At 59.0% G+C, this 17,302-nt stretch carries 13 protein-coding genes; 8 read left to right on the top strand and 5 right to left on the bottom strand.

Features of this window, described 5'->3' with window-relative positions:
- Positions 1-39: 39 nt before the first annotated feature.
- The 4 genes from HZB23_11555 to HZB23_11570 all read right to left on the bottom strand — a co-directional run bounded on the left by HZB23_11555 (position 40) and on the right by HZB23_11570 (position 6,005).
- Positions 40-2,001 carry a hypothetical protein gene (locus HZB23_11555; GenBank protein ID MBI5845292.1) on the bottom strand — a complete coding sequence of 654 codons (1,962 nt, stop codon included), beginning with the start codon at positions 1,999-2,001 and terminating at the stop codon, positions 40-42.
- A 256-nt stretch (positions 2,002-2,257) separates the two neighbouring features.
- Positions 2,258-3,850 (bottom strand): cupin domain-containing protein, encoded by a 1,593-nt coding sequence (locus tag HZB23_11560; GenBank protein ID MBI5845293.1) that lies wholly within the window; start codon positions 3,848-3,850, stop codon positions 2,258-2,260.
- Between the two features lie 212 nt (positions 3,851-4,062).
- Entirely contained in the window at positions 4,063-4,848 is a 786-nt protein-coding gene (locus HZB23_11565) for an electron transfer flavoprotein subunit beta/FixA family protein (GenBank protein ID MBI5845294.1), read from the bottom strand.
- A gap of 14 nt (positions 4,849-4,862) precedes the next feature.
- The gene (locus HZB23_11570; GenBank protein ID MBI5845295.1) at positions 4,863-6,005 is read right to left on the bottom strand and encodes an acyl-CoA dehydrogenase family protein; all 1,143 of its coding nucleotides are present in this window, start codon (positions 6,003-6,005) and stop codon (positions 4,863-4,865) included.
- Between the two features lie 325 nt (positions 6,006-6,330).
- Between HZB23_11570 and HZB23_11575 the strand changes: the two genes are divergently transcribed.
- The 8 genes from HZB23_11575 to HZB23_11610 all read left to right on the top strand — a co-directional run bounded on the left by HZB23_11575 (position 6,331) and on the right by HZB23_11610 (position 16,728).
- Positions 6,331-6,531: a zinc ribbon domain-containing protein gene (locus tag HZB23_11575; GenBank protein MBI5845296.1), complete on the top strand. Its 201-nt coding sequence runs from the start codon at positions 6,331-6,333 to the stop codon at positions 6,529-6,531.
- 442 nt (positions 6,532-6,973) lie between these two features.
- Complete coding sequence (locus tag HZB23_11580) at positions 6,974-7,252, top strand: integration host factor subunit beta (GenBank protein MBI5845297.1); 279 nt, start codon at positions 6,974-6,976, stop codon at positions 7,250-7,252.
- A 251-nt stretch (positions 7,253-7,503) separates the two neighbouring features.
- Positions 7,504-8,508, top strand: a complete 1,005-nt coding sequence (locus HZB23_11585; protein MBI5845298.1) for a DNA polymerase III subunit delta' — start codon at positions 7,504-7,506, stop codon at positions 8,506-8,508.
- Positions 8,509-8,606: 98 nt separating this feature from the next.
- A complete protein-coding gene (locus HZB23_11590; GenBank protein ID MBI5845299.1) occupies positions 8,607-9,668 on the top strand; it encodes a stage 0 sporulation family protein in 1,062 nt (353 codons plus the stop codon).
- Between the two features lie 70 nt (positions 9,669-9,738).
- Positions 9,739-11,634 carry a methionine--tRNA ligase gene (metG, locus tag HZB23_11595; GenBank protein ID MBI5845300.1) on the top strand — a complete coding sequence of 632 codons (1,896 nt, stop codon included), beginning with the start codon at positions 9,739-9,741 and terminating at the stop codon, positions 11,632-11,634.
- A 19-nt stretch (positions 11,635-11,653) separates the two neighbouring features.
- On the top strand, positions 11,654-13,156 hold the full coding sequence (locus HZB23_11600; GenBank protein ID MBI5845301.1) for a hypothetical protein: 1,503 nt from the start codon (positions 11,654-11,656) through the stop codon (positions 13,154-13,156).
- A gap of 185 nt (positions 13,157-13,341) precedes the next feature.
- Positions 13,342-15,063: a VCBS repeat-containing protein gene (locus tag HZB23_11605; protein MBI5845302.1), complete on the top strand. Its 1,722-nt coding sequence runs from the start codon at positions 13,342-13,344 to the stop codon at positions 15,061-15,063.
- A gap of 303 nt (positions 15,064-15,366) precedes the next feature.
- Entirely contained in the window at positions 15,367-16,728 is a 1,362-nt protein-coding gene (locus tag HZB23_11610) for a PD40 domain-containing protein (GenBank protein ID MBI5845303.1), read from the top strand.
- A 3-nt stretch (positions 16,729-16,731) separates the two neighbouring features.
- Here HZB23_11610 and HZB23_11615 read toward each other — a convergent pair whose 3' ends face one another.
- Entirely contained in the window at positions 16,732-17,181 is a 450-nt protein-coding gene (locus HZB23_11615) for a hypothetical protein (GenBank protein ID MBI5845304.1), read from the bottom strand.
- Positions 17,182-17,302 lie beyond the last annotated feature (121 nt).

Here is a 17,302-nt window from a genome sequence, read left to right on the forward strand (position 1 = left end):
GGTCCCAGTGGAATTTGCCTCCCACTGGCGAACCTTTGCTTACGCTCCTTCCCTCCTTCTGCGAAGGGCCGCAAGAACGGCGGCTCCCGCGCACAGGAGGGCGAAGACGCCCAGCATGGCCGCTGCGTCAAGACTCGATATATCCAGGTTGTCAACGAAACATGTTCTGACCGGTGCAGGCGGCGGCGGTGGTTCGGCATAACGTATGATTGTCGGGAAAAAACCACCGGTGGTTCCCACTGCGAAAACATTGTCGGGGCCGAAGCCGAAAATTCCATACAGATATGTCGTGGACCATCCGGTCTGAAGGCTCCAGGAGGTTCCGTCAAAGTGCTGTATGCAGTTGCCGTCGCTGGTCACGAACACGTCGCCCGCCGAAGACCCCCACACATCAAGGTAATATACCCTCATTGTAAAAGCCGGATACGGGGCGGGAGTTACAACCGACCACGAGTTACCGTCATAATGAACTATTCGGCCACCTGTTCCGGAATTTTCGCCCACGGCGTAAATATCAGTTGCCGAACTTCCCCAGATGCCCTTGAATATGATGGGTTGGGGGTCCAAGTAAACCTCAGTCCAGTTTACCCCATCGTAATGCATTATCCTTCGGGAGAAAGTGGCTGCGTAAATGTTGTTGGAAGCAGTCCCCCAAAGGTCCGTCACGTTTTCGATATAAGGCATCACGTTCCAGGAGATTCCGTCGAAGTGAAACGCGTCGGCGGGGCCCGCAGCCCAGATGTCGTTCGGAGCGCTTCCCCATATCGCATTTAGGGGGTTTAGGGTGGCGGGAGCCGCCATTTGGCTCCACGCCGAGCCGTTGTAATGAAGTATGACGCCCCTGTCTCCAACGGCATAGATGTTGTCCGCCGCCGTGCCCCAAATCTTATTGAGGCCTTCGGTGTTTACCCGTCCATAATACGACCATGCCGAACCGTTGTAATGAAGAATACAGCCGTAAAGCCCGACCGCCCAGATATTGTTTGAAGAAGCACCCCAAACGGCGTTGGCGCGTGTGTTGTAGCCGATGTTTACTAATGTGCGCTGCTGCGACCAGGCCGATCCGTTCCAACGCAAGATGCTTCCGTAGTTGCCGAAGGCATAAACATTGTTGGAAGCCGTTCCCCACATCACCATAATGGGATTTGAATCGCCGGTGTTCGCCTCGGCCCAGGAGCCCGTGTAGTGAAAGTATTTTCCGGAGGTGCTTCCCACCCAGATGTCGTTGGGGCCGCTTCCCCAGATTGACATCGGGCTGCTGTCGGATGTTGAGTATGAAAGTACAGGGGCGTTGCCGTCTGACCAGTAAACCGCGTATTCGTTCAGAGGGAAGCCGCTCATATATGTGATATAAACGTTTGCCGCGCTCGTTCCCCAAATGTCCATATACACCATGCCACCGCTTTCAGCGCCGCTGTCGCCTGATACCTTGGTCCAGTTTGCCCCGTCATATTTCAGGAAAACCTTGTAATTGCCGCCTACGTAAACGTGATTGGCGTCAGCCCCCCATATGCATGAAAGAGAACGGGTGGTGGGGCTTGCCACCGTTGAATCCCACGCCGCGCCGTCGTAATGCAGAATCTCGCCGTTGTTGCCCACGGCCCACACGTTGTTGGCCGCAGTGCCCCAAACCGCATTCAAATTCTCGGTGGTGTTGCTTGCTGATGCCGCCCAGACGGTGCCGTTGTAATGCATTATGATTCCGTTTTGGCCCACTGCCCAGATGTCCGTTGAAGAGCTTCCCCACACCGCGTTCAACTGCTCCACGGTGTTGCTTCTCATCTCATACCAGCCGTTGCCGTTATAACGGATTATCTGGCCAGCCATTCCCACTGCGAAGATGTCGGAGGCCGAAGACCCCCATGCGGCGAGAAGGTAGGTGGATGTGGGCTTTGGATTCTGGTGGTGCCACATGGGCGCGGCCAGCAAGGCGGAAGCCGAAACACATGCAAGCAAAAGGCAGAGGCCAAGGGAGGCAAGACGTAATCCAAGAGTCTTCATAAAGGTGTCCTTTCACACCGGGTGCGGGATATCGTAAATCAAAAAATCGGAATGATACGTATCAGAATATGTTCAACCGCTTTTGGTGATTGCATGATACCTGTCTTGGGTTGTTGCTTCAACTACTTTTTTTCCATAGAAATTTTTGTGATGATACCCAGGCAGGCGGAATAAAATGATCAAAAAAAACGCCGCAGGGGAAGCGGTTTCCCCGGCGGCGGCTTATTTATAAATGATGTGAAACAGGAGGCGTCTGTCAGGGGGTGTAGAGCATCACAAGGCAGCGGGTGACGGAGTCCGACAGGCTCCTCAGCTTGTGGGGGGTAAGGGAGTTGAAGTGCCTGGACTCGAAGGGTTTGAGCACCAGGGGCTTTCCGGCAAGGGTGAGTTCCAGCTCGCCTTCGAGTACATAGACGAACTCCTCGCCCTCGTGCTTGTAGTCAACCGGCTTGTGGGCCTTCTTGGGCTCTATGGTGATGAGAAAGGCCCTCAAATGCTCCTTTTCCGCGCCGGGGGTGAGGGTTTCGTAGGAGTAGTTTTCCGTGCGCCTCGTGTAGGCCTTTTCCCGCTCGTCCTCCATCCTTCCCATGGCCTCGCTTCCCAGAAAGGCCGACGGGTCCACGTCGAGCGCGCGGGCCAGCCGCAGAAGAAAGCTTACGGGCGGGGTCACCTCGTCCTTTTCCACCTGGGCCAGGAATTCCGGGGTCTGGCCCGTTGCCTGGGCAAGGTCGGCAAGGCTCCAGGAGCGAGCGGTACGGAGTTTTTCGACGATCCGCCCCGGCCCTCCGGCGGCTCCGGGCTCCGCCGTGTCCGGCTCGCACACGTTTTCCGCAAGGCGCTTCAAGGTGGCCGCCTTGACCTTTGCCGCAAGAACGGAAACGAAGGAGACCGCGTCGGCCACTATTCCCACGTCCGCTGTCTCGAAGATGGGCGCGTTTTTGTCGCGGTTTATGGCCACTATGGACTGGGCTTCCGCTATTCCGGCCGTGTACTGCACGGCCCCGCTGGTGCCTGCGGAGATGAGGAGTTTCGGCGCGACGGATTTTCCCGTCTGGCCTATGAGGCGTTCCTCGTCGATCCAGTGGTTGAGAACAGGCGGACGGGTGGCCCCAAGCTGGCCCGAAAGGGCGGCGGCAAGCTCCCTTAAGCGCGAGAAACCCTCCGGGCTTCCCATGCCCGCGCCGCCCGCCACCACTATTTCGGCGTCGGTAAGCCCGCCCTTTTCGCGCTTTTCCGGCCTGGAGGCCAGAAGCCGGAGACCGGGAACCGCCGACAGTTCGCCCGCGTCGAAAACCGTGACCGGGGCGAAGGCGCTGGCTTTCCCTTCCATGCGCTCGAAGGCCGTGGGGTTGACTGTTACGTAGCCCTCGCTCTGGCCGTCGGCAAAGCCTATGCGGGCCATGATCCTGCCACCCCAGGAGGGGCAGTCGGCCACGAAGCGGCCATCCAGAAGGCTTAGGGCCTCGCAGTCGGCCACGAGCCCCGCGTTCCGCTCCACAGCAAGCCTTGCCGCAGTTTCCCGCATGAAGTCGTTTAGGGGAAAAAGCATGAGAGCCGCCCCGTGCGCTTCCACGAACCGGGCAAGGGCTTCGGCGAAAAGGTCGGCGCGGGCCGCCAAAGGATCGGACGCAGTGATTTTCACCACAAGGTCCGCCCCGTGGGCCGCGCACTCGCTGGCCGCCTCGTCAAAGGCCGCGCAGGCGGATTCCGGCGGCCCCACGATAAGGGCCTCCACCGTAACGCCTGTCTTTTTGGCAAGGGCCGCCGCCATGGAGACGACATTTAAGCTCGCGCCCAAAAACCTCTGACTGCGAAGGTCGGCCACCACCCGTATGGATTTTTCGATCATAATTTTTTTTCCGCCGATATTGTTCGGAAATCGGAAGCGCGTCCTTATCATTTTTTTGAAGCAGGCAGGAAATAAAGCCTGTCTATCAATTTGAACTTTGGCGATGAAATGCTAAGATTCGCGAGAAGCCATAAGAGCCGCGCGTACTGAAAGTACGTGACGGAATTGGCTTTGAAGCGCTGGCGCTGTCAGTTCGCATTTTAGACAGGCGTTCAGACAAGGCCCCTGCTTGTCCATCTCGCCACAAGCTCCTCCGCCATGGCCTCGTTCGATCCCAGAAGAAACTCGCACTTGCGTTTTCCGCCCGCCCTTATCATGGAAAAGACCCGCGTGGGGCTTCCGTCAAGGCCGATCAAAGCCGGATCGAGGCCCATGTCGAGAGCGGATTTCACTTCGATTTCGCCTTTGTCGTAGGCCTCGGCAATTCCCGAAAGGCCCAGGTCGCGGGGTTTGGCCGCCTGGGGATGGGCGGAAAGAACCGCCGGAAGATCGGTGGAAAAGACCTCCTCGAAGCCGTCGGCCCTTCTGGTCACCACGAGCCCTTCCCCGTCGGGCTCCACGGAAAAGGCCTGGGACACGAAGGGAAGCGCGAGCAACCGTGCGGTCTGGGCCCCCACCTGGCCGGAGTCGGAATCGGCCGAGCGCGCGCCCAGAAGAACGAGGTCGAAGGGGCCGCAGGCCCTTATCCCGGCGGCCAGGACCCTGGCGGTTGCCAGGGTGTCGCTTCCGGCCATTTTGGGATCGGACAGGAGAACCGCGCGGTCGGCCCCGGCGGCAAGGGCTGCTGCCAGGGCGTACCGGGCGGGTTCCGGCCCCATTGAAAGGGCGCACACGCTTCCGCCAAGGGTGTCCCTGAGATTGAGCGCAAGCGATAAGGCCACCCGGTCGAAGGGGTTGATGTCGCTGTTTTCGGCGTCGCGGGCAAGTGTCGGCCCGGGGCCGGACGAAGGGGCGGCCATCACCACCGATTTCACGCAGACTGCAATCTTTAGAGCCATGATCTTCTTTCCGGTCATTCTTCCAAAACTGAACGGGCAATGACCAAACGGTGAATTTCGCTGGTGCCCTCGTAAAGGCGCGTGACCCTTGCGTCCCGAAAGTGGCGCTCCACCGAGTAGGCCTTGGAGTAGCCGTAGCCGCCGTGAATCTGCACAGCCATGTCGGTGACCCGGCTTGCCGACTCGCTGGCGTAGAGCTTGGCCATGGCTGCCGCCTTTGTGAAGTTTTTCCCGGCGTCCTTCAGGAGCGCGGCCCGAAGCACCAGAAGGCGCGCGGCGTCGACCTCGGTGGCCATGTCGGCCAGCATGAAGGCCACGCCCTGGTGGCGGCCTATGGGAACGTCGAACTGGCGGCGCTGCTTGGCGTAGAGAACTGCGTCGTCAAGGGCGGCCTGGGCGATTCCCACGGCCTGGGCCGCTATGCCGATCCTGCCGGTGTCCAAGGTCACCATGCCGATGGCCAGTCCCGCGCCCTCTTTTCCCAGGAGGTTTTTTTTGGGAATCCGGCAGTCTACGAGCCTTATTGAGCTTACCGGGTTCGAGCGCACCCCGCACAGGTCCTCGCGCTCGCCTGATGAAAACCCGGGAGTGCCGCGCTCGGCGATGATGACGCTTATGCCCTTGCGCCCGGCAGCCGGGTCGGTCCGGGCGAAGATAAGGCAGGTGTCGGCTATGGCCCCGTTGGTGACAAAGACCTTGTTGGCGTTCACCACGTAATGGCCGCCGTCGGCGATGGCCGTGGCCTCTATGCCCGAAGCGTCCGAGCCCGCGTTGGGCTCGGTGAGGCAGAAGGCCCCGATCTTCTCGCCACGGGCCAGGGCCGGGACAAAGGCCCGTTTCTGGTCCTCGGACCCAAAGCGCACTATGGGGTAGAGGTTCACGCTGTTGTGGACCGTGACGCAAAGGCCCAGGCCCGCGCAGGCCCGCGAGATTTCCTCAACAACGATGACGTAGCTGGCCGAGTCCATGAAAGAGCCGCCCAAATCCTTCGGGGCCTGCATCCCGAAGTAGCCTAGCGCGCCCATCTTGTCGGCCACTTCCCAGGGAAAGCGGGCCTCACGGTCGATTTCGCCCGCTATGGGCTCGATTTCCCGGCGGCAGAACTCGCGCACGGCCCGGCGCACGGCCCGGTGTTTTTCGGTGAGAAAGGGTTCCATGAAAATTGACCTTAAAAGACGTGATGACAGGGGAAAATCGGGAACCGGCGGGAATCTGCGGGGGGCCGCCAAGGGACGCGGGGCCGCAGCCGCCCGACCGTATCGGGTAATATCCCCTCGTACCAGAATCAGTCTTTGGAATCAAAAAAAACATTTGGAAGCTGGGAGATTTTTCCGATTTGGCTTGACACACAGCGTCATGCGGTAGTATGAACCTTGTTCAATAAACGAGCGAACCTTCTATTTAATGAAACCGGGGACAGCTGTCTTCAGGCAGGTATCCGCCTGCATGTTAAATACTTCACAAGCCTTTGGAAGGGTAGCCATGCCGCTTCTGGAGTATCACTGCAAAGACTGCTCGCACCGCTTCGAGCGCATGGTCCCGGTGGGCGGAAAAAGCCCGGTGGCCTGTCCCCGTTGCGGCGGAACCACCGTCCGCCGCCTTTCCTGCTGCGCAAAAATCATCAAGGCCACCGTCAAGGGGTCTGTGTTCACGCAGCATCCCAAGCCCGAAACAAGCGGGTAGCAAACGCTGTCTTCCATCTTTTTCTTTTCCGTGCCATCCTTCAGGCCCGCTTCCGGCAAGGTTTCAACTGCACCCATACCCCACGGACCGGCCTTTCTTCATTGCGGGCCGCCAGGAGCTTCCGTCGGCGGGCCTTGTCCCAAATCTCGCCCTGCGCATCACAACTCCTTGACTTTCCATTCATTTGCTTCTACCTTATTTATTGGAAGATTCGTCGTAAAGCCCGTATCACAGGGACAATACCCATCAGACAGCTGTGCCTGACGATCTCGACCGCAACATGTAGTGGGGCGGCTGGAAAAGCAGGCGCTTTTGAAGGGGAATCCCGGCGGATCGGGACATCACAGAAAAGCCAAGGGCAGTTACGGGCGAAGCAAAGGGCTCTACCGTAACAATTGGCATGGTCTTCATGGTGCGGCGAATCCGCCGCCAGGAGGCAGGCATGAACAAGCTGGAACTGGTCTCCGCGCTGAAAAACGCAACGGGCATTTCCAAGACCGACGCAGCCAAGGTTGTGCAGATTTTCTTCGATTCCATGACCGACGCCCTGGCGACAGGGGAGCGGGTGGAAATCCGGGGACTTTGCAGCTTCTACGTCAAGGAATACAAGAGCTACACGGGCCGCAACCCCAAGACGGGCGACCCGGTGCAGATTCAGCCCAAGCAGCTGCCGTTTTTCAAGTGCGGCAAGGAACTGAAGGAGAGGGTGGACGCATCCTGATCCCGCAAGCATCCGCGACCGATGCAGTGGATGGGACGCCCCGCCCGGCTGGATTTCATGGCGCGTTACCGGCGCTTGCGGGCGTCCGTGTTTAATGCCCCCATCCCCGTTTTTTTCGGGAGGCCCTGGCTTTTAAATGCTGGCCTTCGGTAAAGGCGGGGTCCGAAATGAGCCCCTACAGGCCGGGGCGGTCCAGAATCTGTTCTTTGAGGCGTATCTGAAACCTTGCAAGGCGTTTTGCGGACAAGTCGATGATGGAATCTGCCTCCGATGTAACCAAGTCCCTGGAATACCTGGCAGTTCAAAAAATCGCCCTGGATCAGCTGGCTTCCATGCTGCGCTCTGACCGCATTCCCAACGCCCTGATGTTTCTGGGCGCGGACGGCCTGGGCCAGGATTTGGCAGCCCTTTTGCTGGGCATGGCCGCCAATTGCGGGAATCCGGGTTCGGGTGTCGAAGGCGGGCCGTTTTACCTCTTCGGCCCCCAGTCGCCTTGCGGAGCCTGCCCCGGTTGCCGGAAAATCCTTTCGGGCAATCACCCGGATTTTCTCTCGGTCAGGCGCGACGGGGCCTTTGTGAAAAAAGGGGCCGTGAAGGAGCTTCTGTCGAACCTTTCCATGAGAATGGGCGAGGGGCGGCACAGGTTCGCGGTGGTTCACGACGCGGCCTTCATGAACAGGGAAAGCGCCAACACGCTTTTGAAATCCCTGGAGGAGCCGCCCCCCAAAACAACCTTCATCCTTATTGCGGCCCAGACCGCCGATCTTCTGCCCACCCTGGTTTCAAGGTGCCGACCGGTTCGTTTTCTGCCGGTTTCGACCCAAACGGCCCGAAAGTGGCTGACCGAAAAACTTGGCGCGGATGAAGAAGCAGCCCTTTCGTGCGCGCTTCTTTGCGGGTCAGGCCTGGCCCGTGCGGTGAATCTTTATGAAACGGGCCAATGGATGCGCTATAAGTTCCTTTCCGGCCTTTTGGACGGGATGGAAGAGGGCGGCAGGATGGAAGCGCTTCTTCTGGCCGAAGTCCTTGCCAGACCGGGCAGGGAAAAGCTGACCGAAGACCTTTCCGTCATAAGGGCCATTCTTCGGGAAAAACTGGTTGCAGCCCCGGACGCGGCCTTGCGGCGAAAATTCGCAGCAAGGCTTAACCACCTGGAAACCTGCGAAAAAGACATCCGGGGCAACGTGGCCGCAAGGCTTGCCCTGGACGGATTTTTTACGGTCTTCGGGAAAAGCGGGGCGCTTGAAGGGTCCTGACCGGAACCCGGCGTCTTTTTTCCGGGCCGAAACCAAATTGAAAACAAGGCCTGAGGCGCTTTCCGCGCCTTGAAACAGGCCGATAAAGGATAAAGGCAATGGCAAGGGTGGTGGGCGTGAGATTCAAGCCCGCAGGCAAGACCTACGACTTTGACGCAGGGGCCTTCGTGCTGGCCCTGGGCGACAAGGTGGTGGTGGAGACCGAGCAGGGACTGGGCTACGGCATCGTGGCCAAGCCTCCCAGAGCCCAGTCCGAAGAGGACGAAGCCAAGCCCCTCAAAAAGATTTTCCGCAAGGCCGGCGAGGAGGATTTCGAGCAGGAGCGGAAAAACGGCCTCCTGGAGGCCGAGGCCGTGGAGTTCTGCAGGCAGACCATATCAAAGCTCGCCCTTCCCATGAGCCTTTTTTCCGTGGAATCCACCTTTGACGCGACCAGGCTCACCTTTTTCTTCACCGCCGAAGGCCGGGTTGATTTCAGGGAGCTGGTGAAGCAGCTTGTAAGAAGGTTCCGGGTAAGGGTGGAACTGCGCCAGATAGGGGTGAGGCACCAGGCCAGGATGTGCGGCGGCCTTGGCCGCTGTGGGCGCGAGGCCTGCTGCGCCACCTTTTTAAGCAACTTCGCCCCGGTTTCCGTGAAAATGGCCAAGGTCCAGAACCTGTCGTTAAATCCCACCAAGATTTCCGGCATGTGCGGCAGGCTCATGTGCTGCCTCACCTATGAGTACGAAACCTACAGGGAAATCTCCGCAACTTTTCCGAAAATCGGAAAGAGCGTGGAAACCCCGGAGGGCAAGGGCAAGGTCACCCGGCACAACGTGATGGGCAACCGGGTCACGGTGAGGCTTTTGAACACCGGCTACGAGACGGAATTCCCGGTGCTGGACGTTAAGCCCGATTCATCGGCCCCTCAGCAGCCACAGCAGCCGCAGCAGGCACAGCAGCCGCAGCAGCAGGAAGGCCCCAAAAGGCCCGAAAAGAAGAAGAAACACCGGGGAGGCCAGATCAATCCTTCCATCAGGCAGGAGCAGGCCAGGCAGGAAGCCGCCGCATTTGACAGGGATTTTTCCAACGACAGGCCGCCTGCGGAAAGGGCGGAAAGCGAACCCGCCGATACCAATGACGAAGGCCCTGCTCCGTTCTTAGATGACGAGAGCGACTGACCATAATGATTCAAAGGCAACCCGCCCCGGTCCTTTCCGGTCTGCGGGACAGAAAGAGCGCAGCACGGTAATGCACAAGCCATACTATCTCACCACCCCCATTTATTACGTCAACGCCAGGCCCCACCTTGGGCACGCCTACACAACCATAGTGGCCGACGTGGCCCGGCGTTTCCAGGCCCAGGCGGGCTGCGACACCTTTTTTCTAACCGGCACGGACGAGCACGGCGACAAGATCGTTGAGGCCGCCCGCAAGGCGGGGGTAAGCCCCGAACAGTACGTGGAAACCATGTCCGGCCATTTCCGCGATCTGTGGCCCCATCTTTCCATAAAGCCCGACAGGTTTATCCGCACCACCGAGGAAGTCCACAAGAAAACGGTGCGCATGGTCCTTCAGAAGCTCCACGACCAGGGCGATATCTATTTTTCCGAATACGAGGGCCTCTACTGCACCGGCTGCGAGCGCTTCATCCTGGAGCGGGAGCTTATCGGCGGCTTGTGCCCGGACCACGCCACCGCGCCCACGCTGATCAAAGAGTCCAACTATTTTTTCAGGATGAGCAAGTACCAGGACTGGCTCATCGGCCACGTCAAGGCGAACCCCGGCTTCATCCACCCCCAGCGCTATGCCAACGAGGTCCTTGGCTTTCTGAAGGAGCCCCTGGAGGACCTTTGCATCTCCCGTCCCTGTTCCAGGCTCAAATGGGGCATACCCCTGCCCTTTGACGAAAATTACGTAACCTACGTGTGGTTCGACGCCCTGGTGAACTATCTCACCGCACTGGGCTACCCGGACGGCCCGGATTTCGACAAGTACTGGAACGAGGCCCATCACGTTGTGGCGAAAGACATCGTAAAGCCCCACGGCATCTACTGGCCCATAATGCTCAAGGCCGCAGGCCTTCCCCTTTATAAAAACCTTTTCGTCCACGGCTACTGGAACGTGGCCGAGGCCAAGATGAGCAAGAGCCTTGGAAACGTGGTGGACCCTTTAAGCCTTGCCGAAAAGTACGGGACCGACGCATTCAGGTACTTTCTCTTGCGGGAGATGACCTTCGGCCTCGACTCCTCCTTTTCCGAGGCCGCACTGGTGGCCCGCATAAACGCCGATCTGGCCAACGACATAGGCAACCTCTTTTCCCGTGTCCTCACAATGGCCCACAAGTACTGGGAGGGCAGGGTGCCCGAACGGGACCTTGAAATCGAGAAGGAATCCGGCCTGGGCCTTTCGGCGGAGGCTGAAACCGCAGTGGCCCTTTACGCCGAGGGCATGGAGGAGTTCGCCTTTCACAAGGCCCTTGCCGCCGTGTGGGACTTCATCTCCCGGATGAACAAGTACGTGGACACCACGGCCCCCTGGGTCCTGGCCAAAAACAAGGCCGCTAGCGGCCAGCTTGGAGTGGTGCTCTACAACCTCCTTGAGGGGCTTCGACTGGTGGCGGAACTCGTTCGCCCTGTCATGCCCCACACGGCTGATGTCATGGCCGACCACCTGGGTGCCTCTCCGAACGCGGGCCTTGGTTTCGGAGGGCTTGTGTCGGGAAGCGAGATCAAAAAGGCCCTGGCCCTTTTCCCCAGAATCGAGCCGCCGACCGAAACGCCGGAGGAGCCGCCCAAGCCCAAAATCGCTCCCCTAAAGCCCGAAATCGGCCTGGAGGATTTCGCAAAGGTCGACTTGAGGGCGGGCACGGTGGTTTCGGCGGAAAAAATCCCCAACGCGAAAAAGTTGCTGAAACTTTCGGTGGACCTGGGCGAGGGAAGGCTCCGCACCGTGGTGGCGGGTATAGCCGCTTATTACGAGCCGGAGGCCGTGACCGGCAGGCAGGTTATAGTGGTGGCCAATCTGAAGCCCGCCAAGCTCATGGGGGTCACATCCGAGGGAATGGTCCTGGCAGTGGTGGACGAGGAGGGCCTTCGCCTTTCCGGCCCTGACCGCCCGGCGCTTGACGGCGCCGTGGTGCGCTGAATTTTTCGGGGCGGAAATCATGGAAGAACCGGGCGCCAAGTGGCGGGCATACCAGGAAAGTCTGAAAAGGCCGCAGAAAAAAACGAGCGGCCAGAAGCCGGAAACGCGCGGCCAGAAGCCGGAAAAGGGCGAACCCCTGCGGCTGGTGGCCTCGGCACGTAAACGCTCGGTGGGCAGGGTCCGACAGGTTCGCTCCTCGATACGGGGCCTTTCGGGCGACTTGGGTCAGGCGCGGATCACGGCAATATCCTGGCTTTCACGGCAGAAGGAGATAAGAAGCCCTGCGGTCATTATTTTTGCGGTGGCGGCCTGCCTCGTCGTGATAGGCCTGGTGGCCGCCGGGCTGGTGGCCCTTCCGGGCAGGGGGGAGATGGTTCCGAAGCTGCCGCACGACGGCTGGAACCGCTCCCAGGCCCGCCTTTTGCTGGGCGACGCCCCGGTGGACACCTGGACCGAGCCGGAAAAGATTCGCAAGGACGGTCGCAGCTTCATGGTGACCACCACCCTTTCCCAGGGCCTACAGGAACGTATGAGGGAGGTCATCAATCCCAGGTACGCAAGGTGGATCGGCTTTGCGGCCATGGACCCCTTCACGGGCCGTATCATCGCCGCCGCCGGATTCGCCGCCGAGGGCGAGACGGAGCACCCGGTCTTCACCCATCTTTACCCTGCGGCCTCCATATTCAAGATAGTCACCGCGACTGCTGCGGTTGATCTCGAAAGCCTCCAGGCCGACACTCCCGTGGGCTACGGCGGCAACAAGTACACCCTTTACAAGAATCAGATCCGCCCGGACTCCTCGGCCCAGACCACCCAGGTGGCCCTGAAGGAGGCCTTCGGCGGAAGCATCAACCCCGCCTTCGGCCTTATCGGCGCTTACGTGGTGGGCCGGGAAAAGCTGGAGGACATGGCCTGCGCCTTCGGCTTCGGGCGAAGGCTGGACATGGAGATAACCACGGCCCCGCCGGTCTGCCCCTTTCCCGAAACAGGGGATGATTTCGGGGTGGCCCAGATAGCTTCCGGGTTCAACCGCACCACCCTCATGACCCCCATAAACGGCGCGGCCTTCGTGGCCGCCATTTTAAACGACGGGGTCTATCTCGATCCGTCCATCATCCTTGGGGTGACGGACGGTGACGGCACCCTGGTTTATGAAAGCGTCAAAAAGGAGGTCGGCAGGGTCTGCTCCTCGGCCACTGCGGCTGAAATCCGCAAAATGATGGGCGAGACCATTACCGGCGGCACGGCCCGGCGGCTCTTTTCCGGATATTCCAGGGACCCTGTCCTAAGCCGCCTGGACCTTGGGGGAAAGACCGGCTCCATCAACGACGGGGTCGTTCCCAACATCCGCTACGACTGGTTCGTGGGTTACGGCATAGCTCCTTCCGGGAACCGGGCCCTGGCGGTGGCCAGCGTGGTGGCCCACGAGAAATTCATAGGCGACCGGGCCGCCCACTACGCCCGCGAGGCCTTCAAGTTTCATTTTGCGGACCTGGCCCAAAAGGCCGGCACGGTGCCCTGAAAGGGCCGTGCCCCGCCACAACGCAATTTCGATGAGTCCGTAAAAAGCCTCGTAAGGTTTTCTTGACACCTTGACGGTGTATTCATGAAACATCTCGACCACAACTTATTGCATTATAGTCTGGCACGAGGAGGCTTTTCACAAAGCCCTCAACATTAAAGCGCACCTGTCAGAAAGAGCCGTCCATGAAAACGAAAAAAATGGTCTTTTGGATGTTTTTGGCGCTTCTGCTTCCCCTTGGCCCCGCCCTGGCCGAAGACGCCAGGGTGATCGCCATAGCACCGCTTTCGGTGAACGCGGACCGGGACCTGACCTATCTTCAGAAGGGTCTTGGCGAGATGCTGGCGTCCCGGCTGGCCTGGGAGGGCAAGGTGGAGGTGAAGGGCGCGTCCGAAACCGCATCCGCCATGTCTGCGGGCGACTCCCCCTTAAACCCGGCAAAGGCCAGAACACTGGGCGGCGCATTGGGGGCCGACTACGTGCTTTTCGGCTCGGTGACGGTTTTCGGGGACGCGGCGAGCCTGGACGTCTCGGTGGTGGAAACCGCCGGAACAGCGCCCGCCCTCACCTTCAGCAGGGCAGGCAAGACTCCGGGCGACGTGATTCCCCAGGTGGATTCCCTGGCTGCTGAAATAAGCTCCAAGGTCTTCGGGAAACCCGTGCCCCGGTCCATGCTTGCGGCTGCGGCCCCTGCCGAGCCCGCCCCTGCCATAGCGCCCCAGGCGGCGGTTTCGCCCTACACCCACCCGGAAAAGCTCCTCACCGGCCCGTCCCAGCCTGAACCCGGCCCCGTGGCGGCTCCGGCGGTTCCCTACGGCCCGCCCCCGGCCCGGCCCGGAGCGCCGGTGGCGGCAATCCCGTCGGTAAGCACCCCGGCCTTCATACCCGCTCCCCAGACCGGAAGCGACATGTGGAAGAGCCCCACGCTTTCATTCGAGGCAATCGGCCTTGCCCTGGCCGACACCACGGGCGACGGCCTTTCCGAAACCGTGGTGATAGGCAAGAACCGGGTGGCGGTGTATCGCTTTGAGCAGGGCCGCTTCGCCACCCTGGCGGACATCGCCCGGCCCGGCCACTTGAAGCAGGTGTGGGTGGACGCGGCGGACATCAACGGAAACGGCAGGGCTGAAATCTTCGTGTCCGCGATAAACGCCAACGGCGGGAAAATGGAGTCCTTCGTCCTGGAGTGGAACGGGAAGGAATACGCGCCCATAGCCGAAAACGAGCGCACTTATTTCAGGGTCATCAGCGTTCCGGGCCGGGGCCAGGTGCTTTTCGGCCAGCGCCGGGGGGCCGGAGACGTGCTTCTTGAGGGCATTTACGAACTTACCCGTTCGGGTGAGCATTACGAATCCAAGGCGGGCGGGCTTTCCATCCCCAAGGCGGACTCGCTTTTCGGCGCGGCCTTCGGCGAATTCGCCGACAGGTCGGTTTCGACGACTGCGGTGCTGGGCCTTGACGACTACCTGCGCCTCTACGACAGCACCGGAAAAAGGCTTTGGATGAGCGACGAAAAGGTGGGCGGCTCGGAAAAATTCCTCAACCTCATGGAATCGAGCGAATCCGCCAACACGGTCTACACCCCCCAGAGGCTCATTCCCATTAGCCAGGGCGACCGCCAGGGCATCCTCGTTGTGATGAACACGGGCATGACTGGCCGCCTGCTCTCCGGCTACCGGCGCTACACCGCCGGGACCTTCTCGGCCTATTTCTGGGACGGGCTCGGCATGACCCAGGCATGGTCCACCCGCAAGGTGACCGGGCTCATAAGCGATTACGGGGTGGGCGACGTGAACAACGACGGAAAAAGCGACCTCGTTTTCATCCTGGTGAAAAAGTCCCTGACCCAGGCATCCACCAACGTGGTGGCCTTTGACATGGATTCCGCCCCCACGGCGGCGAAATAAGCAGCAGCCCTTAACAGCCTGTTAAACAGCCGATAAGAGCCGACAGAAGCTCCCGGACCGTCCACAAGCGTCGGTCCGGGAGCTTTTTTTTCAGGCAGCCTACTGAAAACATCGCCCCGCCTGAATCCGTTAAGCCCGCCCGCCACCCGGCCCTTGATGTTGCTCGCCGCGCCGCCATCCGCCAAGCCGCACATTCATGTTGACAATGAAGGAAAAAGGGATGATTAGGTCAAATATCGACGTAAAATTTTTGGCTTATTCAACTGCAGTCGCTCCATTCCATTTTCCGGTTACGGAGGGCAAATGAAAAAATCGTCCCTTGTGCGCTTTTTCCCGGTCGTCGTTGTCCTGCTCATCGCTGCTCCCGTATTTTCAGGCATAGCCCAACTGACCATGCCGAACGATTATGCCACGCTGGTTTCGGTCAACTCATCGGGAAACCTTGGAAACAACAACAGCTGGAATCCCGCAATTTCCGCAGATGGAAACCATGTGGCTTTTGTATCCTCGGCAACCAATCTTATTCCCATTGACAATAACGGAAATACGGATGTGTTTTTACGCAATTTAAGCACCGGCTACACCGCCATCATTTCGGTCAGTTCATCGGGCAGCCAGGGATACAGCCCCAGCGACTACCCGGCAATATCAGCCGACGGACGCTATGTGACCTTTTGCTCCTTAGCGGATAACCTTGTCCAGAATGATAACAACAATGAGGCGGATGTCTTCCTGGGAGACACAAAAACAGGCCTGACCATGTTGATTTCGAAAAATTCGGCGGGCGAGCAGGGAGACGACGCGAGCCTTTACCCCGCAATTTCGGCTGACGGCCGTTATATTGCCTTTACTTCCTTTGCTTCAAATCTTGTCCCCGTCGACATCAATGGCTCTGCGGATGTTTTTTTGCATGACACCCAAACTGGAGTGACTTCACTTGTCTCGAAGGACTCGTCAGGAAGTCAGGGAAATGGCGACAGCGGCTATCCCTCAATATCCGCAGACGGACGCTACGTGGTTTTCATGTCCGTGGCGGATAATCTGACTTTGAGCGATTCCAACGGCATGGCCGACATTTTTCTTCATGACGTGTTGACCGGAAAGACGTCCATCATAACCCAGGGAAACGGACACAGCGGCCAGGCATCAATTTCAGCGGACGGCCGATACGTGGCTTTTGCTTCAAACTCAGACAATCTGGCTCCGGGAGACGCCAACGGCTATACTGCCGACGTGTTTGTTTACGACAGGCAAACGGCGCAGACGGAAATGATAACCCACGGCTCGCGCCATAGCATGTATCCAAAGATTTCAGGCGACGGACGTTACGTCGCTTATCAGTGCCCCATAACCAATCTCACTGCCTGCGAAGGCCTAGCTTGCAGCAACGCAGTGGCAGTTTACGACAGGAAGACAGGCTCCACCACCTTGCTGTCAGTTTTATCAGCGGAAATTCCTGGACTTGGCGACAGCTTTTCCCCCTCGATATCGGCGGACGGACACCGTATCGTTTTCTGCTCGCAAGCCTCCAACTTGGCTTATAACGACTATAACGGAGCGGCTGATATAATTTTGAGGGAAACACCCCCGGAAGAAACAGCTAAAGAAGTCGACTCAGGCGACGGAAGCGGGGGCGGCGGGTGTTTCATTAGGGCGATATTTTGATGGCTATTTCCTGTTCAGCCATTCCTGGTATTGTTCCCAGTCATCCTGATAAGACTTCTCCAATTCTTCAGGCGAAATTTTATGTTTGCGGTCATGCCTTAATCTGAAAGAAGGATACTCGGCAACGGTCAAAATATCGCGATAATCCCATGAGGCAAGTTGCATGTATTCCGGGATGGCGGCCAAGTCGCCGCCTGCGGCCTTGAGAACAGCGAGCTGGACGCGGGCCTTGCCGTACCAATCACGCACTTCCATTGGGTCAAACAAGGCCATTAATTGCTCCTCACTTCCTTCGGGGAAATCCCTGCGAATGACCCGCAGGACATCGTCACGGTTAACCCTTGGGATTCTTTGAGGACTTTCCTTCTTTTCCTCCCAACCGACGTAGTGCAGCACCCTCTTTTCAAGATATCCCCAAAACCACGCGGCCGCTTTTTCAAGGAAGTTCGACAAGTTTGCCTCGAAGGGGTATGCAGTGTAAGCCTGTGCTGTTCTGATGAGCGGAGTCAATTATCTGAAATAACAAAGTTTTTTGAAAGGGGGTGCGGGGGAAAACAATTTTAGACGGCCAAAA

The organism is Deltaproteobacteria bacterium, assembly GCA_016235345.1.
In the GTDB taxonomy this organism is placed as follows: domain Bacteria; phylum Desulfobacterota; class Desulfobacteria; order Desulfobacterales; family Desulfatibacillaceae; genus JACRLG01.

Excerpts from the sequence above, each read along its gene's own strand:
- HZB23_11555 (MBI5845292.1), bottom strand. The coding sequence starts at position 2,001 with ATGAAGACTCTTGGATTACGTCTTGCCTCCCTTGGCCTCTGCCTTTTG.
- HZB23_11560 (MBI5845293.1), bottom strand. The coding sequence starts at position 3,850 with ATGATCGAAAAATCCATACGGGTGGTGGCCGACCTTCGCAGTCAGAGG.
- HZB23_11565 (MBI5845294.1), bottom strand. The coding sequence starts at position 4,848 with ATGGCTCTAAAGATTGCAGTCTGCGTGAAATCGGTGGTGATGGCCGCC.
- HZB23_11570 (MBI5845295.1), bottom strand. The coding sequence starts at position 6,005 with ATGGAACCCTTTCTCACCGAAAAACACCGGGCCGTGCGCCGGGCCGTG.
- HZB23_11575 (MBI5845296.1), top strand. The coding sequence starts at position 6,331 with ATGCCGCTTCTGGAGTATCACTGCAAAGACTGCTCGCACCGCTTCGAG.
- HZB23_11580 (MBI5845297.1), top strand. The coding sequence starts at position 6,974 with ATGAACAAGCTGGAACTGGTCTCCGCGCTGAAAAACGCAACGGGCATT.
- HZB23_11585 (MBI5845298.1), top strand. The coding sequence starts at position 7,504 with ATGATGGAATCTGCCTCCGATGTAACCAAGTCCCTGGAATACCTGGCA.
- HZB23_11590 (MBI5845299.1), top strand. The coding sequence starts at position 8,607 with ATGGCAAGGGTGGTGGGCGTGAGATTCAAGCCCGCAGGCAAGACCTAC.
- metG (MBI5845300.1), top strand. The coding sequence starts at position 9,739 with ATGCACAAGCCATACTATCTCACCACCCCCATTTATTACGTCAACGCC.
- HZB23_11600 (MBI5845301.1), top strand. The coding sequence starts at position 11,654 with ATGGAAGAACCGGGCGCCAAGTGGCGGGCATACCAGGAAAGTCTGAAA.
- HZB23_11605 (MBI5845302.1), top strand. The coding sequence starts at position 13,342 with ATGAAAACGAAAAAAATGGTCTTTTGGATGTTTTTGGCGCTTCTGCTT.
- HZB23_11610 (MBI5845303.1), top strand. The coding sequence starts at position 15,367 with ATGAAAAAATCGTCCCTTGTGCGCTTTTTCCCGGTCGTCGTTGTCCTG.